This window comes from Arthrobacter sp. TJ-240, assembly GCF_058269195.1.
In genome coordinates this window covers 277,659-299,199 of sequence record NZ_JBZCNG010000006.1, presented here as the reverse complement: position 1 = coordinate 299,199, position 21,541 = coordinate 277,659, and the positions used below count along the sequence as shown (strand labels likewise).

At 70.6% G+C, this 21,541-nt stretch carries 23 protein-coding genes and 1 pseudogene; 11 read left to right on the top strand and 13 right to left on the bottom strand.

Annotation, left to right across the window (positions count from 1 at the left end; all coding sequences use genetic code 11):
- The first annotated feature begins 38 nt into the window (after positions 1-38).
- Positions 39-548, top strand: coding sequence for a GNAT family N-acetyltransferase (locus tag AC4D2C_RS15775; protein ID WP_490915790.1), 510 nt, complete (start codon positions 39-41; stop codon positions 546-548).
- 229 nt (positions 549-777) lie between these two features.
- Positions 778-1,578 (top strand): HpcH/HpaI aldolase family protein, encoded by an 801-nt coding sequence (locus AC4D2C_RS15770; protein ID WP_490915776.1) that lies wholly within the window; start codon positions 778-780, stop codon positions 1,576-1,578.
- Here the strand turns inward: AC4D2C_RS15770 and AC4D2C_RS15765 are convergent.
- The gene (locus tag AC4D2C_RS15765; protein ID WP_490915775.1) at positions 1,533-2,903 is read right to left on the bottom strand and encodes a family 4 glycosyl hydrolase; all 1,371 of its coding nucleotides are present in this window, start codon (positions 2,901-2,903) and stop codon (positions 1,533-1,535) included. The two genes, AC4D2C_RS15770 and AC4D2C_RS15765, sit on opposite strands and share 46 nt — an antisense overlap.
- A 119-nt stretch (positions 2,904-3,022) precedes the next feature.
- Between AC4D2C_RS15765 and AC4D2C_RS15760 the strand changes: the two are divergent.
- A pseudogene (locus tag AC4D2C_RS15760) lies at positions 3,023-4,105 on the top strand (PfkB family carbohydrate kinase); the annotation flags it as partial.
- Positions 4,106-4,514: 409 nt separating this feature from the next.
- Here the strand turns inward: AC4D2C_RS15760 and AC4D2C_RS15755 are convergent.
- Positions 4,515-5,093, bottom strand: coding sequence for a GIY-YIG nuclease family protein (locus tag AC4D2C_RS15755; RefSeq protein WP_490915774.1), 579 nt, complete (start codon positions 5,091-5,093; stop codon positions 4,515-4,517).
- 66 nt (positions 5,094-5,159) lie between these two features.
- Between AC4D2C_RS15755 and alr the strand changes: the two genes are divergently transcribed.
- From alr to tsaD, 5 genes are read left to right on the top strand one after another with little or no spacing between them, the layout of a single operon-like run.
- On the top strand, positions 5,160-6,332 hold the full coding sequence (gene alr / locus AC4D2C_RS15750) for an alanine racemase (RefSeq protein WP_490915789.1): 1,173 nt from the start codon (positions 5,160-5,162) through the stop codon (positions 6,330-6,332).
- On the top strand, positions 6,316-6,858 hold the full coding sequence (tsaE, locus tag AC4D2C_RS15745; RefSeq protein WP_490915773.1) for a tRNA (adenosine(37)-N6)-threonylcarbamoyltransferase complex ATPase subunit type 1 TsaE: 543 nt from the start codon (positions 6,316-6,318) through the stop codon (positions 6,856-6,858). Before alr ends, tsaE begins: the two co-directional genes overlap by 17 nt.
- A 9-nt stretch (positions 6,859-6,867) precedes the next feature.
- On the top strand, positions 6,868-7,557 hold the full coding sequence (tsaB, locus tag AC4D2C_RS15740) for a tRNA (adenosine(37)-N6)-threonylcarbamoyltransferase complex dimerization subunit type 1 TsaB (protein ID WP_490915772.1): 690 nt from the start codon (positions 6,868-6,870) through the stop codon (positions 7,555-7,557).
- A complete protein-coding gene (gene rimI, locus AC4D2C_RS15735) occupies positions 7,554-8,021 on the top strand; it encodes a ribosomal protein S18-alanine N-acetyltransferase (protein WP_490915771.1) in 468 nt (155 codons plus the stop codon). The genes tsaB and rimI overlap by 4 nt, the downstream gene beginning before the upstream one ends.
- Positions 8,018-9,118 (top strand): tRNA (adenosine(37)-N6)-threonylcarbamoyltransferase complex transferase subunit TsaD, encoded by a 1,101-nt coding sequence (gene tsaD / locus AC4D2C_RS15730; protein WP_490915770.1) that lies wholly within the window; start codon positions 8,018-8,020, stop codon positions 9,116-9,118. Before rimI ends, tsaD begins: the two co-directional genes overlap by 4 nt.
- Before the next feature lie 239 nt (positions 9,119-9,357).
- Here tsaD and AC4D2C_RS15725 read toward each other — a convergent pair whose 3' ends face one another.
- From AC4D2C_RS15725 to AC4D2C_RS15685, 9 genes are all read right to left on the bottom strand, one after another.
- Positions 9,358-10,191 (bottom strand): SRPBCC family protein, encoded by an 834-nt coding sequence (locus AC4D2C_RS15725; protein ID WP_490915769.1) that lies wholly within the window; start codon positions 10,189-10,191, stop codon positions 9,358-9,360.
- A gap of 139 nt (positions 10,192-10,330) precedes the next feature.
- Positions 10,331-10,720, bottom strand: coding sequence for a nuclear transport factor 2 family protein (locus AC4D2C_RS15720; RefSeq protein WP_490915768.1), 390 nt, complete (start codon positions 10,718-10,720; stop codon positions 10,331-10,333).
- A gap of 9 nt (positions 10,721-10,729) precedes the next feature.
- Entirely contained in the window at positions 10,730-11,617 is an 888-nt protein-coding gene (locus tag AC4D2C_RS15715; protein ID WP_490915767.1) for a sugar phosphate isomerase/epimerase family protein, read from the bottom strand.
- Complete coding sequence (locus AC4D2C_RS15710) at positions 11,614-12,768, bottom strand: dihydrodipicolinate synthase family protein (RefSeq protein ID WP_490915766.1); 1,155 nt, start codon at positions 12,766-12,768, stop codon at positions 11,614-11,616. Before AC4D2C_RS15710 ends, AC4D2C_RS15715 begins: the two co-directional genes overlap by 4 nt.
- On the bottom strand, positions 12,765-13,952 hold the full coding sequence (locus tag AC4D2C_RS15705; protein ID WP_490915765.1) for a Gfo/Idh/MocA family protein: 1,188 nt from the start codon (positions 13,950-13,952) through the stop codon (positions 12,765-12,767). Before AC4D2C_RS15705 ends, AC4D2C_RS15710 begins: the two co-directional genes overlap by 4 nt.
- 96 nt (positions 13,953-14,048) lie before the next feature.
- Positions 14,049-14,348: a hypothetical protein gene (locus AC4D2C_RS15700; protein ID WP_490915764.1), complete on the bottom strand. Its 300-nt coding sequence runs from the start codon at positions 14,346-14,348 to the stop codon at positions 14,049-14,051.
- A gap of 131 nt (positions 14,349-14,479) precedes the next feature.
- Positions 14,480-14,776: a hypothetical protein gene (locus AC4D2C_RS15695; RefSeq protein ID WP_490915763.1), complete on the bottom strand. Its 297-nt coding sequence runs from the start codon at positions 14,774-14,776 to the stop codon at positions 14,480-14,482.
- 86 nt (positions 14,777-14,862) lie between these two features.
- Complete coding sequence (locus AC4D2C_RS15690; protein ID WP_490915762.1) at positions 14,863-15,159, bottom strand: hypothetical protein; 297 nt, start codon at positions 15,157-15,159, stop codon at positions 14,863-14,865.
- The gene (locus AC4D2C_RS15685) at positions 15,156-15,884 is read right to left on the bottom strand and encodes a GAF domain-containing protein (protein ID WP_490915761.1); all 729 of its coding nucleotides are present in this window, start codon (positions 15,882-15,884) and stop codon (positions 15,156-15,158) included. Before AC4D2C_RS15685 ends, AC4D2C_RS15690 begins: the two co-directional genes overlap by 4 nt.
- Before the next feature lie 318 nt (positions 15,885-16,202).
- On the opposite strand from AC4D2C_RS15685, the gene AC4D2C_RS15680 reads away from it, so the two are divergent.
- Positions 16,203-16,427, top strand: a complete 225-nt coding sequence (locus AC4D2C_RS15680; RefSeq protein WP_490915760.1) for a hypothetical protein — start codon at positions 16,203-16,205, stop codon at positions 16,425-16,427.
- A gap of 7 nt (positions 16,428-16,434) precedes the next feature.
- Here the strand turns inward: AC4D2C_RS15680 and AC4D2C_RS15675 are convergent, their stop codons facing one another.
- Positions 16,435-17,475, bottom strand: a complete 1,041-nt coding sequence (locus tag AC4D2C_RS15675) for a LacI family DNA-binding transcriptional regulator (RefSeq protein ID WP_490915759.1) — start codon at positions 17,473-17,475, stop codon at positions 16,435-16,437.
- A 178-nt stretch (positions 17,476-17,653) separates the two neighbouring features.
- Here AC4D2C_RS15675 and AC4D2C_RS15670 point away from each other — a divergent pair, with 178 nt between their 5' ends.
- Both AC4D2C_RS15670 and AC4D2C_RS15665 read left to right on the top strand, forming a co-directional pair.
- Entirely contained in the window at positions 17,654-18,802 is a 1,149-nt protein-coding gene (locus AC4D2C_RS15670; protein WP_490915758.1) for a Gfo/Idh/MocA family protein, read from the top strand.
- The gene (locus AC4D2C_RS15665) at positions 18,799-19,701 is read left to right on the top strand and encodes a DUF6807 family protein (protein ID WP_490915757.1); all 903 of its coding nucleotides are present in this window, start codon (positions 18,799-18,801) and stop codon (positions 19,699-19,701) included. Before AC4D2C_RS15670 ends, AC4D2C_RS15665 begins: the two co-directional genes overlap by 4 nt.
- A 112-nt stretch (positions 19,702-19,813) precedes the next feature.
- Here AC4D2C_RS15665 and ptsP read toward each other — a convergent pair whose 3' ends face one another.
- The gene (ptsP, locus tag AC4D2C_RS15660) at positions 19,814-21,499 is read right to left on the bottom strand and encodes a phosphoenolpyruvate--protein phosphotransferase (RefSeq protein WP_490915756.1); all 1,686 of its coding nucleotides are present in this window, start codon (positions 21,497-21,499) and stop codon (positions 19,814-19,816) included.
- Positions 21,500-21,541: the final 42 nt, after the last annotated feature.

The window sequence follows — 21,541 nt, the reverse complement described above, 5'->3', positions numbered from 1 at the left end:
TCCGACATCAACCTCTGGGCCAACGCCCTCAAGGCCTGATGCTCCGGTTTCGGCCGGCCGGGCCGGATGACTGGCCCTCCCTCTGGGCCATCATGGAACCGGTTGCCAGAGCAGGAGAAACCTACTGCTGGGACACGTCGATGGATGAGGCGGCAGGACGGCTCGAGTGGCTTCCCGGTCCCGGAGGCACCGATCCGACGCTCGTCGTCCTCGTGGCCGTCGACGCAGAGACCGAGCGCGTGGTCGGCACCGCGCAACTGCACGCCAACCGTGGCGGCAACGGGGCCCACGTCGCGAATGCTTCCTTCCTGGTGGCCGCCGACGCCGGAGGCCGGGGCGTCGGCCGCGCCCTCGCCGATCACGTGCTGGAGGAGGCGCGAGCCGCAGGGTACACAGCGATGCAGTTCAATGCCGTGGTGCAGACGAACGAACGCGCGGTCGCCCTGTGGACGTCGCTCGGCTTCGTGATCGTCGGCACCGTTCCCGGAGCGTTCATGCACCCCTCGGTTGGACCGACCGGCCTCCACATCATGCACCGGTTCCTCTAGCCAGGGTCCCGCGGGACGCCGACGCGACCGAAAGCGGGGCGACGGCGGTCCAGCGCGGAACAGGGACGCGAACGGCTGCGGGGCAACGGCGGGACAGCGACGCGCCGGCCGACACGGCCGACACGGCCGACACGGCCGACACGGCCGACACGACCGACACGACCGACGCGACCGGCGACGCGACCGGCGACGCGACCGACAACGGTCCAGCACGGGACACAATGGGGGCATGACTGCCCCACAGCCCGTCCACGATCCGCGCCTCGGCGCCTGGGCGACCCTGGGCGAACCCCGACTGACCGCCGAGCTGGCGAGGTCCGGCGTCGGCTGGGTCGGCCTCGACGCACAGCACGGGCACTTCGACGACCACGCCCTCCGGACCACGCTGGGTCTCCGACCGTCGGACGCTGCCCCGATGCTCGTACGCGTCGCAGCGAACGACCCTGCGCTGATCGGTCGGGCGCTGGATGCGGGGGCGGACGGCGTCATCGTGCCCCTCGTCGACAGCGTGGCCGATGCCGAGAAGGCGGTCGCCGCAAGCCACTACCCTCCGTACGGCACGCGCAGCTGGGGACCCCTGCCCGGCAGTCGCCCGGTCCGCAGCCCGGGCTCCGACAGCGGCACGCACACCGTGCCGCTGTGCGCCGTGATGATCGAGACCGCTGCCGCACTCGATGCAGTCGACGAGATTGCCGCCGTACCCGGCGTCGACATGATCTTCGTCGGCCCCTTCGATCTCTCACTCACGCTCGGGCTGCACGTCGACGACCTCCTGGCCGCACCGGGAGGGGACGCGCCCCTGACCCGGATCATCCGCGCCTGCATGGACGCCGGCATCACTGCCGGCGCCTATGCGGGCACACCGGAGCGTGCAGCCCTGCTCGCCGCGGCGGGGTTCGGCTGGATCGCCGCCACGACCGACGCCGCCCTGGTGTCCCTGGGCGTCGGGGAGATGCGACGGCGGATGGTGTCAGGAGCGCCGGCTCAGCCGACCCAGGACGCCCTCAGCGAGGGGAATGCCTCCTCGTAACCGCTGAGTACCCGCCCGGCGGCGTGGAACGAGTCGACCAGTGGGTGCCCGGCAAGGGCCCGCAGGGCGGCATCGCGGTCGCCGTGCACCGCCGCGCGCACGGTGTCCTGTTCGACGGCCTTGACGGCCGCCATGAGACCGAGCTGGTGAAGCGTCAGGGGCGCCGCCGGCAGGGGGTGGGCTCCCGTCGGGTCCACGACGGACGGTACCTCGACGACGGCGTCCTCCGGCAGATCGGGGAACGTCGACCCGTTGCGCACATTGAGGATCAGCTCCGCACGCCGGCCCGTGAGCAGCGCCCGCATGACCTGCAGCGCAACCCGTTCGTAGCCACCCCCGGCGAGATCCGCCTCGTCGCGCTCCTCGTCTCGGGTCCGCGCCTCGGCGAGATAGCCGGACTCCCTTTCGCGCCGGGCGGCCTCCCAGACGCCGAAGGGATCACCGGCGGCCGTGAGCCGCGGGTAGAGGTCCCGCTGCTGGTCCCGTAGGATCTCCCCCCGAGTCCTGTCCGCACCACTGATTGAGCGGAGCGCCTCGCGGTGGAAGTAGTAGTAGAACAGGTACTCGTTGGGCAGCGCTTCGAGGACCCGGAGCAGGTCCGGACCGAAGAGCCGCCCCTCCTCGAAGCCGCCCAGGCGCAGAGGGTCGGCGAGCAGCCCGGGGAGGTGGTCCTTCTCGCCGTCGTCGAGCCTGCGGAGCCAGCCCAGGTGATTCAGGCCCACGTAGTCGACTCCCGTGAGCGCGCCGCGCAGGTCCACGCCGGCTGCACGGGCCGCGCGTGCCACGAGGCCTGAAGCCGAGTCGCAGATGCCGATGACCCGGGGGCCCAGGACCGTCGAGAGCGCCTCCGTGACCATTCCGGCGGGATTCGTGAAGTTGATGAGCCACGCGTCCGGCGCGACCTCGCGCATCACGGAGGCGACGCGCATCATGTCCGGGATGGAGCGGAGCGCGTAGGAGATCCCTCCGGCGCCGACGGTCTCCTGCCCGAGCAGTCCGGCGGCCAGGGCAACGCGCTCGTCGAGGATGCGTCCCTCGGTGCCACCGCTGCGCACCGCGGCGAAGACGACGTCGGCATCCGGCAGCGCATCCTCGAGGCGGTCCTCGACGCGCACGGACGGCCGGGGGCCCGCACCCGTCCGCGGCAGGGCCTCGAGCACCCGCGCGATCGCGCGCGCACGCTCCGGCTCGGCGTCGAGCAGGACGACATCGGACACGAGCCCTGCGAACGGACCCTCCGCGAGCGCACGGTAGACCAGCGGCACACGGAAGCCTCCTCCGCCCACGATGACGAGCCGCGCACCTGTACCGAACGTCTCAGGCAAGGTTCGTCCCGCTTTCGTCATGGGTTTCGTCGGGTTGCTGCCGCCCGGACTCGAAACCGGGCTCGAAATCGGGCCGCCGGGCGCCCCGCGCGAGGCGCCTTGGAAGTATTCTGCCGTACATGGCCCAACAGCACCGCTTCGATCCGTTGGTGGCCACGCGCAGCCCGGACGGGCCCGAATTCGACCTCCTGCTCGCCGGACAGGTGTTCTTCGACATCATCTTCACGGGCCTCGAACAGCTGCCGTCGCCCGGCACGGAGGTGTGGACGGAGGGCATGGGTTCCGGGCCGGGTGGGATCGCCAACCAGGCGATCGCCGCGAGCCGGCTGGGTCTGCGCACCACGCTCGCTGCCGCCTTCGGCGACGACGCGTACGGGCAGTCCAACTGGGACGTGCTGCAGGACCAGGAGCACGTCGACCTCTCGCGGTCGCGCGTGTTCGGGCGATGGCATTCACCCGTCACCGTGTCCCTCTCCGTGCACCACGACCGCTCGATGATCACGCACGGCCACCCCTCTCCGCTGAGCGCCACCGAGCTGATCGGCGCACCGCCGTCGTGCCGGGCCGCCATCGTGGGACTCGAGCGGGAGGTGGAGCCGTGGGCGAAGGCCGCAGCCGCCGGCGGCACCAAGCTGTTCGGGGACGTGGGCTGGGACGCCGCGGGGGAGTGGGCGCCCGAGACGCTCGCCTCGCTCGAGCACTTCCACGCGTTCATGCCCAATGCCGCCGAGGCCATGGCATACACGCGGACCGATGACCCGTGGGCGGCCCTCTACTCGCTGGCGGACCGTGTGCCCGTGGCCGTCGTGACCGTCGGCCAGCAAGGGGCCATGGCCATCGACTCGGAGACGGGGGAGGAGGAGTGGGTGCCGGCCCTTCCCGTGTCCGCCTACGATCCGACGGGCGCCGGTGACTGCTTCGGGGCGGCTTTCGTCATGGGTGACCTCGCGGGTTTCCCGCTCGCCGACCGCCTTCGCTTCGCGAACCTGTGCGCCTCCCTGTCCGTGCAGCACGTGGGCGGCTCCCTGGCCGCACCGGGCTGGGGGGACATCGCGGACTGGTGGCACCGGGTCAGTGCGGGGCGCGACGGCGTGCGGCGGCAGTGGTTGCGCCGGTACGCCTTCCTGGAGGACCTGGTGTCCGACGTCCCCACGGAGGCCCTGCGCCGGGCGACGGCGACGATCGCCCGGCAGTCGGACGCCTCGCCGTCACTCCGACCGGCGGAGGCCCGACCGGAGAATGCGCGTCCGGAGGAGACGCACCCGGAGAATGCGCGTGCGGAGGAGGCGCACCCGGGGGAGGCGCACCCGGAGGAGACGCACCCGGGGGAGGCCCGACCGGAGAGAGGGCGTCCGGAGGAGACGCAGCCGGAGGAGACGCACCCGGGGAAGACGCAGCCGAGCGAGGCTCGTCCGGAGGAGGCCACCCCGGCAGAGGCCCGCCCGGGGAGGGCCCTCCCGGGGGAAACCAGCCCGGCAGATACCCGCCCGACCGTCCGCGCGTATGTCCCGAGGCCGCCCGACGATCCGGGCGAGGACCAGGACCACACCTGTTCGCGTTGATCACTGCGCATCCTGCGGACCGCTGCCCGCCCTTCGGGAGGATCGACCGTCACCCCCGCAGGGCGGCGGCCTCACCGAGCCAGCGTAGGTACAGCGCCCACGGGTCGTCGACGCCCGCCGCGAGGCGTGCCACATGCTCCTCCAGGTCCGGGGCGGCCTCGAACCACTCGGACCGGTCGAGCCGAAGTCCTGCGAACTGCTCGTGCCGGCGCCGCTCGACGAGCCGGTCACCGCGCTCGAACGCCAGCACCTCGTCGTGCCAGATGCGGGCGAGACGCCGACGCGGGTTCGCCGTCGTCCCGATCTTGATGCGGTCCCGGAACCGGAGGTAGTAGACGACGTCGACGCGCGGGGGCGGCAGGCCGTCATCGAGGACGTCGCCCACCCGCCACTCGCAGGCCGCACATACCCAGCCGGACGGGTACCGCACCCCGATCCGCGAACCGCACGCACGGCAGGGCACGGGCAGGAGGTCGGTGGAGCCCCACTCGGCCTCCGACCATTCCGCGACCAGTGCCAGGTGCGCTGCGCAGAGTGGGAAGGGCGCTGCGCCCGTGGCGCTGCCGCAGGCTCTTCCGTTCTCGTCGGGGAGCACGCACCCGGGGGCGACGGACGGAGGTTCGAACACGCCTTCGATTGTTCCCGCTCCCTCCCGGGTAATCAACCCGGCGGAGGCCTCGCGCAAGCTGGCAGAATAGGGCGGGTGACTTCCTCAGAACGTGCCGCAGAGATCGACCTCGACGCCCTGCGGCACAACATCCGGCACCTGCGCGACGTCGCCCACCCCGCCCGGGTGATGGCTGTCGTGAAGGCCGACGCCTACGGCCACGGCGCCCTCCCCATCGCGCGCGCCGCCCTCGAGGCGGGAGCCGCGTGGCTCGGCGTCGCTCACATCGACGAGGGCGTCGCGCTGCGGAAGGCGGGCATCGAAGCCCCCATCCTCGCGTGGCTGCACACCATGGGCAGCGACTTCACCGCCGGCGTCGAGCACGGACTGGACCTCGGGATCTCCGGATGGGAGCTCGAGCACGTGACCGCCGCAGCCCGCGAACTGGAACGCCCGGCAATCGTGCACCTGAAGATCGACACGGGTCTCGGCCGCAACGGCTGCCCGCCGGACCAGTGGGAGTCCCTGCTCAGCCGGGCCATCGCGTACCAGGAGGAGGGCCTGATCCGGGTCGTCGGGATCTTCTCGCACCTCGCCGTCGCCGACGAGCCGGCACGCCCCGAGACCGACCTCCAGGTGCAGGCGTTCCGCGAGGCCGTGGCCGCCGCAGAGAACGCCGGCATCGACGTCGAGGTGCGTCACCTCGCCAATACGCCCGCCACGCTCTCACGTCCCGACTGCCACTTCGACCTCGTGCGCGTGGGCCTCGGCATCTACGGGCTCTCGCCCTTCTCCGACCAGGGCTCCGCAGACCTCGGCCTCCGGCCCGTCATGACCCTCAGCACCACCGTCTCGAACTGCAAGGAGGTGCCCGCCGGCCAGGGCGTCTCCTACGGCTACGGCTACCGCACACAGAAGCCCACCACGCTCGGGCTCATCCCCGTCGGGTACGGCGACGGCGTGCCCCGCATCGCGACGGGAGCCCCGGTACTCGTCGGCGGCCGCATCTACCCGGTGGTGGGTCGGATCGCCATGGACCAGTGCGTCATCGACTTCGGGACCACGGGCCTGGTCGACTCGGCGGACAGCCCCCTCGGCAAGCGCGCGGTGCTCTTCGGTGGCACCGATTCACCGCCGGTCGAGGACTGGGCCGCCGCCGCCCAGACCATCAACTACGAGGTGGTCACCCGGATCAGCGGGCGGGTGGAGCGCGTGTACGTGGACCCACGACGGGAGGCGGGCGATGGCGATGGAGCCTGAGTGGACCGCGTCCTACGACGTCGGCTCGGCCGCCGAGCTGCAGGGCCTCGCCGCCGGCCTCGCACCGCAGCTGCGGCCCGGGGACCTGCTGGTCCTCTCCGGTGAGCTCGGCGCCGGCAAGACGACGTTCACCCAGGGCCTCGGCCGTGGCCTCGCTGTCGAGGACCGCATCATCTCGCCGACCTTCGTGCTCGTCCGGCAGCATCCCTCGACGGGCGACGGGCCGGGCCTCGTCCACGTCGACGCCTACCGCCTGGAGAGTGCGGCCGCCGTGGACGACCTCGACCTCGAAGCCACGATGGCTGCCAATGTCACGGTCATCGAGTGGGGAGCGGGCAGGGTGGAGCACCTGAGCGACAGCCGGCTGCACGTCACGATCCGCCGCCCGCTCGGCGGAGCGCTGTCCGGAACCGGCGAACCGATCACGGCCTTCGACGACGACGGCGAGGACGAGGTGCGCACCGTCACCCTCGCGGGCTTCGGGCCGCGCTGGCGGGCAGGGCTGCCCGCGCCCGTCCTCGACTAGGCTGGACGGGTGCTTCTCCTCGCCCTCGACACCTCCGCCGCGGCGACCGTCGCGCTCCTGCGGGACGACGACGTCGTCGGCCGGTTCGGCAGTGCCGACACGCGCTCCCACGCTGAGGTCCTCGCCCCTGCGGTGCAGCGGGTCCTCGCCGACGCCGGGGTGGCCGGCGCCGACCTCGACGGCATCGTCGCCGGAGTGGGCCCGGGCCCCTTCACGGGACTGCGCGCCGGACTCGTCACGGCACGGACACTCGCCTTCGTCTGGGACGTCCCCCTGCTCGGCGTGCTGAGCCTCGATGCCCTGGCCTTCGACGCCGCCGCGAGCGGCGCAGTCCCTGCCGGTTCCGGATTCCTCGTCGGCACAGATGCCCGCCGCGGCGAGGTCTACTGGGCCGCGTACCGCGCGCCGTCGGGCGGGGACGGCGCCGCCGTACTGCCCGAGCTTCTCGACGGCCCGCACGTCGGTGCGGCGGTGAGCCTGCCGAAGGACCAGCCCCTGGCGGGACGAGCGGCGAGCCTGTACCCGGACGAGCTGGACGGCCTGCCGGCCTTCGCGACGTCGGACCCCGACGCGGCCTCCCTCGCCCGCGTGGCCCGGCAGCATCTCCTCGCGGGTGAAGCGCTCCGCGACACCGCACCGCTGTACCTGCGGGAGTCCGACGCCAAGGTGCCCGGCCCGCGGAAACGGGCGACGGCGTGAGCTTCACCCTGCGCAGCCTCACCTACGAGGACATCGAAACCGTCGGCCGCCTCGAGAACGAGCTGTTCCCCACCGACGCCTGGCCGCTCGAGATGTTCTACACCGAGTTCTTCCAGCCGGACACACGGCGCTACATCGTGGCCGAGGTCGACGGCGAGACGGTCGGCTACGCGGGCGTCATGGTGATCGACACCACGGCGGACATCCAGACCATCGGCGTGCTGCCGCGCTTCGAGGGGCAGGGCATCGGTCGGGCCATGCTCACCGAGCTGCTCGACGAGGCGCGACGCCGCGGCGCGGACACGGTGATGCTTGAGGTCCGCGCCGACAATCCGCGGGCCCAGCAGCTCTACACACGCTGCGGCTTCGCCAGGATCCACACCAGGAAGAGGTACTACCGCGACGGCGTGGACGCCTGGGTCATGCAGCTCGTCCTGCCCGCGGGCGGAGAGGGGTCACCATGACACGCAAGGCACCACTGGTGCTCGGCATCGAGTCCTCCTGCGACGAGACAGGCGTCGGGATCGTGCGGGGGACACAGCTGCTGACCAACACCGTGTCCTCGTCGATGGACGAGCACGTGCGCTTCGGCGGAGTCATCCCCGAGATCGCGTCACGCGCGCACCTCGAGGCCTTCGTCCCGACCCTCAGGACGGCGCTCGACGACGCCGGCGTCACCCTCGACGAGATCGACGCCATCGCCGTGACCGCGGGTCCGGGCCTGTCGGGAGCCCTCATGGTCGGGGTGTCCGCGGCCAAGGCGCTCGCCGTCGCGACCGGGAAGCCGCTCTATGCCATCAACCACCTCGTGGCGCACGTGGGCGTCGGCATGCTCGGTGGCACCTTCGCCGACGGGCTGCCGCCCGACCTCGGCGCGCTCCTCGTGTCCGGCGGGCACACGGAGATCCTGCGGATCGGCGACATCGCGAGCGACGTCGAACTCCTGGGGTCCACGATCGACGACGCCGCAGGCGAGGCCTACGACAAGACGGCACGCATCCTCGGCCTCGGCTATCCCGGCGGGCCCGTGATCGACAGGCTGGCCCGGGAGGGCGATCCGACGGCGATCCGCTTCCCCCGCGGGCTCTCGCAGCCCAAGTACATGGGCACCGCGGAGCAGCCCGGCCCGCACCGCTACGACTGGTCCTTCAGCGGACTCAAGACGGCTGTGGCGCGCAGCGTGGAGCAGTACGAGGCGGCCGGCCTGGAGGTACCCGTGGCGGACATCGCCGCGTCCTTCCAGGAGGCGGTGGTCGACATCATCACCTCGAAGGCTGTGCTCGCGTGCCGGGAACACGGCATCACGAACCTCCTGCTCGGCGGCGGCGTCGCGGCGAACCGGAGACTCCGCGAACTGACCGGCGAGCGGTGTGCAGCCGCCGGCATCACCCTGACCGTCCCGGCGCCGTCGCTGTGCACGGACAACGGGGCCATGGTCGCGGCACTCGGAGCCCGGATCGTGATGCAAGGCGGTCGTCCGAGCGGCATCGGCTTCGGGACCGATCCGTCCCTGCCCGTCACGCGGATCGTCCTCGCGGCCGACGGGAACGGCGGATCCTAGGCGCTGCCATCGTCGCGAGGCGCGTCCTAGGCGCGGCCACCGGGCACGGCGGGTCCTGGGCGCGGCCACCGGGAATGGCGGGTCCTAGGCGCTGCGATCGTCGCGAGCCTCCGCGCTCGCCGGCATCCGGGCGGGCCGGATCCGACGTCGTACCGGACGCGCCGGGCGGGACAGTGCAGGAACCGAAGACCGCGGGAGGACCGGACCCCGCAGGGCCCGGTCCTCCAATGGTGCAGGGCCTAGAGGGTGCCCCGGCGGTCCGTCGTGTCGCCGTCGACGAGCCTGTCGTCCTCGAGCCCCTGGCTCTCGGACGGGACACCTGTTCCCGGCACGCCGTCCACAGCGGGTACGGGATCGACGTCGATGGTGTCGACCTCGTCGACGACCGGGGTGGTCTCGGGGACCACGGGTGCCGCATCGACCACGGTCACCGTGTCGACGTCCACCGCGTCCACGTCCTCCTCGTCGTCCTTCTTGCTGGCAGCAGCCGCGGCCACACCGGCCACTGCGGCCGCCGCGGCGACGCCGACTCCGGCCGCCACCTTGCCGGACACGCCTGCCTTGCCGCTGTCACCGCGGGACTCCGCCGCGTCCTCGACCGTCGGGGTGCCCGTGGTGCCGACGCCGGCCACGGATCCGCGCCACGCGCCCGTGGCGTAGCTCTCGGACTCGATGAACTCCTTGAACCGGTGCAGGTCGGCCTTCGCCTGGTTCTCGATGACGTTCAGCTTGTCGCCGACCTTCTCGACGAGGCCCTCGGGCTCGTACTCGAGGACGAGGTTCACGCGCGTGGTGCCCCCGAGATCCTCGAAGGACACCGTGCCGGCGTTCGTAGCGCCCTCCGTGGCCGCCCACGAGACCTTGCGGTCGGGAACCTGCTCCAGGACCTTCGCCTCCCACTGGCGGCGGATGCCGCCGATCTCGGCAACCCATTCGAGGCGATCGTCGCTGAGCTGCGTGATCTGCTTGATGCCGCCCATGAAGTGCGGGAACTCCTCGAACTGGGTCCACTGGTTGTACACGGTCGTCACTGGAAGATTTACGACAATGGTTTCTTCGACCTTCGTGCTCATCATGCTCCCTAAGGGTTGGGGATACGGTCACTGATCGCATCATCATCAGCATGCTTAGCTTATGGCGCACGCGGGGCTGTGGCCAGTGCCGGAAGCACGTCCGCCATATCCCGTGGCGCTCCCATCACCTCGACGGTACTCAGGGAAGCAGGTCGCCCACGTCGGCGTACCTGCGCCGCCAGTCGCGCCCCTCCTCGCCGCCGTACAGGGTCCAGTACTCGCGGCCGGAGGTGATCACGCCGTCGGCCACCGTCCAGATGGACACCACACGGAAGATGCCGACGTCCTCCTGCGGCACCTGGACCTCGGACACCACCACCTCGCCGGCGTCGTACACGTTCAGGACGTCGATGCTCCACCCGTTGGGGTGCTCGGCGTTGACCGCCACCATGTTGTCCCTGCCGCGGATGATCTCCCGGGTGACGGGCCAGAAGACCTCCACGTCCTCGGCGAGGGTCAGACCCACGGCCTTCCAGTCCCTGCTCCACACCGACGACCAGTACCGCCGGACCACCTCAGTAGATTCCATACGCCGATGCTACCGAGGGACGGCCGCGTCCTGGCCGAGGTGTGCGGCGACAGTGGCTTCGAAACCCGCGACGGTCCGTGCGACCGCCGTGGCCGGAGCTGTATCCCAGATCTCCTGGTTGAAGATCTCCACCTCGACATCGCCGGTGTACCCGGCAGCCTCGACCTCCGCCGTGATGCGCGCGAAATCGATGACGCCGTCACCGGGGTAGTGGCGGGAGAGCAGGACATCGGCGGCCAGCGGGGTGGCCCAGTCACACACCTGGTAGCTGGCGATCCGGCCCTCCGCGCCGGCGCGGGCGATCTGGACGGACAGCTCCGGATCCCACCAGACGTGGAAGGTGTCGACGACGACGCCGACCGCCGCGGGGGAGAACGGGGAGGCGAGGTCGAGTGCCTGCTTCAGCGTCGAGATGACGGCGCGGTCGGAGGCGTACATCGGGTGCAGCGGTTCGAGGGCCAGCGTCACGCCTGCGGCCTCCGCCTCGGGGACGAGTTCGGCGAGGGCGTCCTGGACCATGGCCCGGGCGCCCGCGACGTCCTTCGACCCCTGCGGGAGGCCGCCGGCCACCATGACGAGGACCGGAGCCGAGCCCGGAGCCCCTGATGCCGCGAGCTGGGCGGTCTCCTCGATCGCCTTCCGGTTGTCGTCCATCGCCGTACGCCGTGCGTGGCCCTCGGGAACGGTGAAGAATCCTCCGCGGCAGAGGCTCGAGAAGCGCAGGCCCGAGTCGGCGAGGAGTCGGGCGGCCCCGGGCAGGGATGCGGCCTGGACCGAGTCCCGCCACAGGCCGATGCTGGTGATCCCGGCGTCCGCGGTGACCCGCAGTGCCTCGGCGAGCGGTGCGTACTTCACCGTGGCCTGGTTGATGGAGAGGCGGGGGTGCGGCGTCGTCATGCCGGGACTCCGCTGACCCGCAGCAGCCCGTGCCAGCGCTCGCGGGCGAGGTCGGGCTGCTCGAGGCCCCCGCACTCGTTGGCGAGGCGGACGATCTCCGAGAGGTGCGGCAGGCTGCGTGCGGCGTGCAGGCCACCGACCATCCCGAAGCCCTGCTGGTGCCCGTTCAGCCAGCTGAGGAAGGCGACGCCCGTCTTGTAGTAGAACGTGGGCGCGGAGAAGATCTGGCGTGAGAGGGCCTCGGTAGGGCCGAGGATCCGCGCATAGGCTTCCTGGTCGTCGGCGTCGAGCGCCTGGACCGCGGCCGAGGCATGCGGGCCGAGCGCGGCGAAGGCGCCGAGGAGTGCATCGGAGTAGCCCGAGGAGTCTCCGCCCATCAGGGACACGTAGTTGAAGTCGTCACCGGTGAACATGCGGGCGGGGGCGTCGAGCTGGGCCCGGACCGCCCGCTCCGAGTCCGCATCGAGCAGGCTCATCTTGACGCCTGCGACCTTGTCGGGTGCGTTGGCGATGATCTTGAGCAGGGTCGAGGACGCCACATCCGTGTCCGACGAGCCGAAGTACGTGCCCAGTTCGGGATCGAAAGCGCTTCCGAGCCAATGCAGGATCACCGGTGCCCCGGCGGCTGCCAGGACCTCCGAATACACGCGTTCGTAGTCCTCCGCCGTACGTGCGGCACGCGCGAGGTGCCGGCTGGCCATGAGCACCACGGAGGCACCGGCGTCCTCGGTGAAGTGCAGCTGCTGCTTGTAGGCGCCGATGACGGCATCGAGGGAGATGACGGCGTCATCGACATGGTCCGTGTTGACGCCGACCACGAGCGCGCCGTCCACCGATCGGGCTTCCGCTGCGCTGCGCGAGATCAGTTCGCGAGTGGCCGCGGCATCGAGGCCCATGTTGCGCTGCGCGGTGTCCATGGCGTCCGCGACACCGAGTCCCCACGACCACAGGTGGTGGCGGAAGGCGAGGGTGGTGTCCCAGTCGAGGTCCGCCGGCGCCCCGGGGACGTTGTCCGCGGTGGTGCGGGGGACGACGTGCGCCGCGGCGTAGACGGTCCTGCTGGCGAGCGGGGCAACCGGCTTCGAGAACGACGGCGCAGGGTTGAGTTCGACGACGGAAGTGGTTCCCGCCGCATCGACGAGCGTGATCATGCCAGGGTGACCGCTTCCTCCAGGGGCAGCACCGCGGTGCGCACGTCCTCCAGGTCCACGCGGCGGCCGGAGCGTGAGCTCTCGAGCCCCTGCTCCGCGAGGTACATGCCGCGCGCTCCTGCGAGGAAGTCGTACGGGTGCGGGGCGTCTTCGAGGACGTGGCGGAGGAAGTCCTCCCACTGGGTCTTGAAGCCGTTCTCGAACACCTCGTTGGTGGGGACGTCGATCCAGTCGGCGTCGTAGTCGTGCGTGTCCTCGAGGTCCGGGTTCCAGACGGGCTTCGGCGTCGCGTTGCGGGGCTGGATCTTGCAGCCGAAGAGACCGACGACGGCGGACCCGTGCGTGCCGTCCACCTGGAACTGCACGAGTTCGTCGCGGTCCACGCGAACGGTCCAGCTCGAGTTGAGCTGCGCCACGATACCGCCCTCGAGTTCGAAGACGGCGTAGGCGGCGTCGTCGGCGGTGGCCCGGTAGGGGCGGCCCTGCTCGTCGACACGCTCGTCGATGTGCGTGACGGCGCGTGCGTACACGGATTCGACCTTGCCGAAGAGGTTCTCCAGCACGTAGCTCCAGTGCGGGAACATGTCGACGACGATCCCCCCGCCGTCCTCCGACCGGTAGTTCCAGCTGGGGCGCTGCGCGTCCTGCCAGCCGCCCTCGAAGACCCAGTAGCCGAACTCACCGCGCACCGAGAGGATCCGGCCGAAGAACCCGGAGTCGATCAGGCGCTTGAGCTTCTGCATACCGGGGAGGTAGAGCTTGTCGTGCACCACGCCGTTCTTGATGCCGGCCGCCTCGGCGAGGTTCGCGAGCTCCAGGGCATCGGCCGCCGTCTCCGCGGTGGGCTTCTCGGTGTAGATGGCCTTGCCTGCTGCGATGGCCTTGCGGATGGCCGCCGAGCGCGCCTTAGTCACGAGGAAGTCCGAGTAGATCTCCCAGGTGGGGTCTGCCAGGACGCTGTCGAGGTCCGTCGAATAGTGCTCGATGCCGTGTTTGGCGGCGAGTTCGGCGAGCTTCGCCTCGTTCCGGCCCACGAGGATCGGCTCGACCTGGACCCGGGTCCCATCGGAGAGGAGGACTCCGCCCTGATCGCGGATCGCGAGGATGGAGCGGACCAGATGCTGCCGGTACCCCATGCGCCCGGAGACGCCGTTCATGATGATTCCGATTGTCCTCGTTGACATTGATACTCCTTGGTCCCGGCGACATCGCCCTCTTGGAAAACGCTTACCGCGAGTGTAGGGGAAGAACAGAAGAGGGGCAATAAGCGAAGGACCGGGCTACATGCCGGAGTCGGGCCGCCGCGGGATGTCGCGGCGCGTGCACTGGTCGGGGCGAACCCATGCTTCACGCGCGATGGAGAATTCGACCCATTGCGCGAGTACTGCGGAAGGGGTCCAGGCCATGGCGAATCCGCGGACCGTCTGGCGGGATCCGTTCGGATACTCGAGCTCCACCCAGAGCGCCGGGGCAGGGGAGACCGACTCCGTGATGCCCTCGGTCGGGGTCTCGAGCTGGATCGGCGGGTGGAACTGGTGCGTCGTCGGCGGGAGCCCGTGCCACCCGGCCGCCCTAGCCACGCGTGTCTGCCGGAGGAGCGGCGTACGACGTCGGCTGGTCCATGCCACCACTCTACGAGGGTGGCGCCGGCGGCCACCCGTTGTCACACCGGGGAATACGGCCGGTGGTGACGAGGAGGACCGAGGTCCTGTCAGGCCGCGTGCGTCGGCCGTCGCTTCAGTTCCCGCCTCCGACAGCACGCCGCGTCCACCCACGCCTCACGGGCACGGGAGTATTCGATCCACTGCGCCAGGACCGCCGTGCCCGTCCAGGCCATGGCGAAACCCTTCATCGTGCACCTGGAGCCGTCGGGGTACTCCAGGTCCACCCACAGCGCGGGGGACTCGAACGGCTCGGCGACCCCTGTCGTGGGTGGGTCGAGTTGAAGCGGAGGAATGAACCTGTCAGCGCTGGGCGGGATGCCGTGCCACCCCGGTCGTTCTGCCATGGCACGAGGGTATGCCGCGTCTCCGACACTCTGGCGGTCATCGGCCCGCTCGCTCCCCCGGACGGATCCCGCCGCCGAGCCGAGCCTCAATGCGCCGCGGCACCCTTTGATCCGGCATGGGCACGCGCCAGGTCGTCGCTGAAGGGAGCGCGCTTCCGCGGCGGGAGATCGTCGATGAGTTCGTTCACGGCGAGGGCGAGCAGGTCGCACTCGAGGGCGGGCAACGGCATGAGGCCCGCGAGGTAGGCCTCGACCTCGTACTCGTCGACCTCGCCGCTCAGGGAGAAGTAGTGCATCCATACCTCTCCCACGGAGAAACCCGACTCCGAGATGGCGGCGTTGATCAGCGCTCGCTGTTCCTCCGCATACGGGAAGGTGCTCATGGTGCCTCCCTTCTCCCGGGGGCACCATGACCGTTCACGATGTTCGCGGTGAGCTGCCGGAAGGGGATACCCGTGCTGCGTGCCCGCGCCGTCAGTGCCGCGAGGGCTTCGGCCTCGCTGAACCCTTCGCGCTGCATGAGGATGCCCTTGGCGATGCCAACGACGTCGCGCGAGCGCAGCGACTCCCGGAGCTCACTGCTGATCCGGGTCGATGTCTCCGACGTCTGCGCATGGCCAAGCAGCGCCGAGGCGGCGACCGAGAGGCTCGTGAGGCGGGCGCGGTCGGCGTCGTCGAAGGCTGCCGGCACCGTCGAGTAGACCTTCATGGCACCGATCGAATCACGGCCCCGGAGGAGTGGGACGCTGTAACACGAGCGGACTCCCGCCTCCGCCGCCGCGGCACTCCACCGCGGGAACCGCTCGTCCGCAGCGGTGTCCTCGATCACCACGGGTGTCCGCGAGGACCACGCCGTCAGGCACGGTCCCTCGCCGAGGCTGTACTGGAGGTCGTCCGCGGTCCGGACGAGGTCGTCCGTCGAGCCCACACTGATCCGTTCGGAGTGATGGATGAGTGAGACGCCGGCCCCGGAGGCATTCGGTATCGTCTCCTCGGAAACGCGGGCAAGGAGGTCCACAGCGTGCTGCGCGGTCTCCTGCGTGAGGACGAGTCCTCGGATACGACCGAGCGTCGCACCCAACTCACGTGAGGGGGGATGAAGGTCCATCGGTTGCCTCGAACGTCATGCCAGGCTTGATTCTGGCGCCGCGGGCCCTCTGCTAGACCACGATCGCGCGTTGCCGGCGATCCGCTTCTCTCATCCTAGCCGCGTGGGAGTGAATCGGGCGCGGAAGTGCACACACCTGTTGTGGAGGCATGCCGTACGGGTACAGGCGACCTCCCGGCACGTGCACTTGACCCATGACCGGGCGCGTCTGGTTAAGATGATCTCGACGATGTCACCGTCGCCGCCTCGGTCCCGTCCGTGGGGTGGATCGGCCAGCGTCCCGCCGTTGATCCACGATGCGTGAGGTATCCCAGCACCATGACGAATGACGATTTGCAGAAGATCCGGGTCGCGGCCGCGGACAAGGAGGACGTCGAGTTCGAACTCGACCGCGCGGAGCTCGTCCTCAAGGAAGCCGTTGCAGAGGCGATCAGCCACGGCGAGGACATCAAGGTGGTGGCGGAGGTCGCCGAACTGCCCCTGGACGATGTCGTGAAGCTCGCTGCCCAGGAATCCGACCCGAACCCGGTCCTGCCCTTCTGAGGCCCCGTTATCGCTGCGGCGTACTTCCCCGGATGATCGTCTCGGTGGGAATCGGCGCAGGGCCATCACCGGTGTCCTCGCCTCGCGCGTCGTAGGCGGTTCCGGTCGCCAACTGGAGGGCGCGCCGTCCGACGTCCTCGAGGGGGATGCGCACCGTGGTCAGCGCCGGCGTGATGTCACGGACGGTCGGGATGTCGTCGTAGCCGGCGACAGCGATCCCCGTGCCGGGTTCGATCCCGGCGTCGCGCAGGGCGGAGACGACGCCCACGGCCATGACGTCATTGACGGCGAACACCAGGTCCACCGACGCCCCCGAGGCAAGCAGCTGCTCGGTGCCACGGTAACCGCCGTCGCGCGTGAAGTCCGAGTGGATGATGCGCTCGGGCGGCACGGAGATACCGTGGTCGGCGAGTCCTGCCATGAAACCGGCAAGCCGATCCTCCGCCGTCCGGATCTCCGGCGGCCCGGCCACCACTCCGATGTCCCGGTAGCCGAGCTCCACGAGAGTGACGGCCAGGTTCCGGGCTCCGCCGAAGTTGTCAAGGAGCACGGTGGCGAACGGCGCCGCGTCCTGGCTGATGAACGCGACCTTGCCGCCCATGTCCTCGAAGGAGGAGAGCTCTTCGCGGAGCTGCTCCTCGAACGCGGAGCCCGAGGACCTCGAGCCGGCGAGGATCATCACGCGAGGCCGCTGTCCGCGCAGTGCCCGCACGATGGCCAGCTCCCGCTGCGCGTCACGACCGGTCACGGCGATCGTGACCACGAGGCCCTCCTCGCTGGCCGCATCGATCACGCCGGCGGCGATACTGGAGAAGTAGGGGTCGGCGATGTCCGACACCAGGAGAGCGGCCGTGGTGGTGGTGCCCTTGGCCACCGCCTGGGCGAAGAGGTTCGTCGTGTAGCCCAGCCGCTGCGCCGCCTCGACGACGCGCTGCCGGTACGCCTCGTTGACCTTGCGCGCACTGCCGTTCAGGGACCTCGACGCCGTGGCGAGCGAGACACCCGCCTCCCGTGCCACGTCGTGCAGTGTCGCGGGACTTCTACTCACCGGTGCCGACATCGCTTCAACTCCTGAAGATACGGGCGGCCAACCGCTGCGGTTACGCGTCCTGACGATCCTTGAAAGGGCCATTGTTGCATGGCCTCCAGCCCGCAGCCACGGGCCGGTAAACGCTTTCTCTGTTACTGTTTCCGGGACCGCATTCCTGTCCAGCGTTGGAGGAACCGTGCCCCTGTCCAATCCGGCTGCCGGACATCCTGCAGAACTGCGCGTGCCGCTGCGGGCGGCCATCCTGGGGACGGGTGGCGTCGCGCACCTCCATGCCGCCGCGTTGACGGACCTTCCTGGCGTCGAGCTCGTCGCGGCCGCGGATCCCTCGGAGCAGCGCCTCACCGCCTTCGCCGGGACCTATCGAGTCCCTTCCGGCTATTCCTCGCTCACGGAGATGCTCGCAGCGGAGCCCATCGACGTCCTGCACATCTGTACGCCCCCGGGCGGCCACGCCGAGCAGACGGCGGCCGCCTTCGCCGCGGGTGCGCACGTCGTCGTCGAGAAGCCCGCGGCCCTCAGCCTCGCCCAGCTCGACACCATGATCGACGCCGGCCACGCAGCGGACCGCGGCCTCGCCGTCGTGTTCCAGCAGCGTTCCGGCTCTGCCGCCGCGCGCGTCAAAGCACTGCTCGATTCGGGAGTCCTGGGACGGCCCCTCGCGGCGCTGTGCCAGACACACTGGTACCGGACGGCCGAGTACTTCGCCGTCCCGTGGCGCGGCACCTGGGCAAGCGAGGGTGGCGGCACCACGCTCAGCCATGGCAGTCACCAGATCGACCTGCTGTCCTACCTGCTCGGCGAGTGGTCTTCGGTCCACGCCACCATGTGGCGGCTCGAGCACGACGTCGAGACGGAGGACCTCGCCCACGCATCCCTCGTCTTCGCCTCGGGCGCCGTCGCCTCGGTGGTGTCGACCGTCCTCGCGCCGCGGCAGTCGAGCCTCCTGCGCATCGACACGGAGAACGCCACGATCGAGCTGGAGCACCTGTACGGGCATGGTCATGAGCACTGGACCATCACGCCGGCACCGCACATCGATGCGGGGACATCGGAGTCCTGGGTGCTGCCGGACCAGGAGATCCCGAGCGGCCATGATGCACTCTTCGCCGAGGTCTATGCCTCGCTTCTCGCCGATCGCGGCATGCCGGACCTGGTGGGGCACCCGGCCCGGGCACTGGAGATCGCGACGGGGATGTACGTCTCGGCGCGTGAGGGTCGCTGGATCTCCAGGGCGGACCTCGAGGACCCCGCGCTGCGCAGGCCGCTCACAGCGCCGATCATCGACGCACGGCCGCGTGCCCGATCCGCCGGATCCACGGCGTGAGCGTACCGGCGGCCCTCGTGACCATCGACGACCGGGTGGCGGGTCTCCTTCACGACGGAGGCGGTGAACCCTCCGAGCATTCGCCGCGGCCCTTCCTGCACCCGGTCTCCACGCCGGGTGGACGGACCGTCAGCGATCACCGGCCCGAGGACCACCCCTGGCACTGGGGGCTCGGCATCGCGGTCTCCACCATCGACATCGCCGGCCAGTCCTATCCGGCGAACCTGTGGGGCGGGCCCACCTACCGCGAGGGGGCGGGCTACGTGCAGCTGCCGAACAACGGTTCGCAGGAGGTGCGCGCCGAGGAGGGCCGGGACGGCGCGAGGATCCAGCAGCTCGACTGGCGTACTGCCGACGGCAGCACCTTCCTCCTCGAGACGCGGAGCTGGCACGCGGAGTCCGTGCGGGCAGCCGGCGTGGAATGGCTCGCCACCACCGTGCGGAGCAGGTGGGCCAATGCCAGCGGTGGTCCGCTGGCATTCGGGAGCCCGACGACGTCGGGGCGTCCCGATGCCGGTTACGGTGGGTTCTTCCTCCGCCTCGCACCATCCTTCGACGGAGCCGACATCATCCCGGCGTCGACAGGACCTGCTTCGTCCGGTGAGCCGGGCACGTGCGTGAGCGAGGCCGACGCCATGGGCAGCACGCGGTCCTGGCTGGGATTGAGATCACCGGGCGCCTCGGTGCTCATGGTGCCGGCGGCGGACAACCCGGGCGGGAACTCGCCCTGGTTCGTCCGGAGCACCGGCACACCGATGCTGTGCGCCGCACCCTTCTTCCACCGCAAGCTGCACCTCGATATCGACGGCGTCCTCGACTGGACGTGGTCCCTGCTCGCGGCGGACGGGCCCGTGCAGGAGGCCGAATTCATCGCCGCGGCGAACCGGGTGACGCGGTAGCGGAGGTAGACGCTCGCAGGCCGGACCGGGACGTGCCGGAACGACCGCGAGCCGGAGACCCCGGCCCTGTCGTGCTCCCCCGAAGCCCTTCACGGCCAGGTGGGCCGGCGTCCTAGAGCCCGAGCGACTCAAGGACGGGCAGTTCGGCCCGCGCACGGGCCTTGGCCTCGGCTGCCGTCGGAGCAGCAACAGCGATCCCGGCGATGCGCTGCGCTTCCGCGAGGGTCACACTGTTGAGGACGGCGCCGACGCCCGCGAGGGCGCGGGGGGTCATCGACAGCGTCGAGACGCCGAGTCCCACCAGTACGACGGCGAGGGCAGGATCGGCTGCCGCCTCACCGCACACGCCCACGGGCTTGGCATGACCCTCGGCCGCCGATCCCTCGACGGTCAGCCTGACCATCCGGAGGACCGCCGGCTGCCACGAGTTGTTCAGGGCTGCGAGGGAACCGAGCTGGCGGTCGGCCGCCATCGTGTACTGCGTGAGGTCGTTCGTGCCGAGGCTCGCGAAGGACACGGCACCGAGGATCGCTTCGGCCATCAGTGCCGCCGACGGCACCTCCACCATGACGCCAGGGGTCTGCAGACCCGCGTTGCTGCAGAGTTTCGCGAAGTCCGCGGCCTCCTCGGCGGTCGAGATCATCGGCGCCATGACCCACACGTCCGCCGTGGCCTGCGAGGCGGCGTCCGCGATGGCCTCGAGCTGGCGTTCGAGGACACCGGGGGAGGAGAGATCGGTGCGGTAGCCGCGCACTCCGAGGGCAGGGTTGGGCTCGGTCGTGTCGGTGAGGAAGGGCAGCGGCTTGTCGGCGCCGGCATCGAGCGTACGCACCACCACCTTCTTGCCGGGGAAGGCGTCGAAGACGCCCTTGTAGGCCTCGACCTGCTCCTCCGCCGTGGGTTCGGTGTCACGGCCCAGGAAGCAGAACTCCGTCCGGAGCAGGCCCACACCCTGTGCGCCGGCCGCGGCGGCCTTGACGGCGTCCTTCGCTCCGCCCACGTTGGCCAGCAGGGGGACCTCGTGCCCGTCCGCGGTCACACCGGCGCCGTCGAACACCGTGAGCGCCGCTGCAGCCGCGCGGTACGCCTCGGCCGCTGCCGCCTCGTCGTCCCCCGGGTCGAGGGTGACGGTGCCGGCGGCGCCGTCGACGAAGACGAGCGCACCGCTGTCGATGGCCTCCACGCCCGTGGCGGCCACGACGGCGGGCAGGCCCAGCGAGCGGGCGATGATCGCGGTGTGGGACTGCGGGCCGCCGCCGGAGGTGACGAGGGCGAGCACCATCGCCGGGTCCAGGGTGGCGGTATCGGCGGGCGCGAGGTCCTCGGCCACCAGGATGAAGGGTGTGTCCGACGACGGGATGCCGGGCGCGGGGAGTCCGCGCAGTTCCGCCACGATGCGCGAGCGGACATCGAGCACGTCCGCCGTCCGCTCCGCCATGTAGCCGCCGAGGTTGTGCAGCATCTCGGCCACGGAGGCGCCGGCCTCCCAGACCGCACGCGCGGGGGAGGTGCCGTTGTTGATGAGCTTCGTCGCGGACTTCAACAGCATGGGGTCGGCGGCCATGAGGGAGGTCGCCTGCAGGACGGCCTGTGCATCACCCCTGGCGATCCCGGCCCTCCGCTTGAGCTCCTCCTGGACGGCCTTCGAGGCCGCCTTGAGCGCCGCGACGGCCTGCTCCGGCGCGTCGGGGGTCTCATGGCGCTCGCCGGCAGGCGGTTCGCCGACCGCTGCGGGCATGTGGTGCACCGGACCGATCACGCGGCCGGGGCTGACTCCGACTCCTGCGAAATTCACCATTGAACATCCTCGCTTCCTTGCCGGTGGTCGTCTCCGTCTTCC

Coding starts and splice junctions, on each gene's coding strand:
- ptsP (WP_490915756.1), bottom strand. CDS start 21,499: ATGGTGAATTTCGCAGGAGTCGGAGTCAGCCCCGGCCGCGTGATCGGT.
- AC4D2C_RS15690 (WP_490915762.1), bottom strand. CDS start 15,159: ATGAGCACCTTCCCGTATGCGGAGGAACAGCGAGCGCTGATCAACGCC.
- AC4D2C_RS15710 (WP_490915766.1), bottom strand. CDS start 12,768: ATGATCACGCTCGTCGATGCGGCGGGAACCACTTCCGTCGTCGAACTC.
- AC4D2C_RS15775 (WP_490915790.1), top strand. CDS start 39: ATGCTCCGGTTTCGGCCGGCCGGGCCGGATGACTGGCCCTCCCTCTGG.
- AC4D2C_RS15695 (WP_490915763.1), bottom strand. CDS start 14,776: ATGGCAGAACGACCGGGGTGGCACGGCATCCCGCCCAGCGCTGACAGG.
- AC4D2C_RS15705 (WP_490915765.1), bottom strand. CDS start 13,952: ATGTCAACGAGGACAATCGGAATCATCATGAACGGCGTCTCCGGGCGC.
- AC4D2C_RS15720 (WP_490915768.1), bottom strand. CDS start 10,720: ATGGAATCTACTGAGGTGGTCCGGCGGTACTGGTCGTCGGTGTGGAGC.
- AC4D2C_RS15680 (WP_490915760.1), top strand. CDS start 16,203: ATGACGAATGACGATTTGCAGAAGATCCGGGTCGCGGCCGCGGACAAG.
- AC4D2C_RS15685 (WP_490915761.1), bottom strand. CDS start 15,884: ATGGACCTTCATCCCCCCTCACGTGAGTTGGGTGCGACGCTCGGTCGT.
- AC4D2C_RS15725 (WP_490915769.1), bottom strand. CDS start 10,191: ATGAGCACGAAGGTCGAAGAAACCATTGTCGTAAATCTTCCAGTGACG.
- tsaD (WP_490915770.1), top strand. CDS start 8,018: ATGACACGCAAGGCACCACTGGTGCTCGGCATCGAGTCCTCCTGCGAC.
- tsaE (WP_490915773.1), top strand. CDS start 6,316: ATGGCGATGGAGCCTGAGTGGACCGCGTCCTACGACGTCGGCTCGGCC.
- AC4D2C_RS15770 (WP_490915776.1), top strand. CDS start 778: ATGACTGCCCCACAGCCCGTCCACGATCCGCGCCTCGGCGCCTGGGCG.
- AC4D2C_RS15715 (WP_490915767.1), bottom strand. CDS start 11,617: ATGACGACGCCGCACCCCCGCCTCTCCATCAACCAGGCCACGGTGAAG.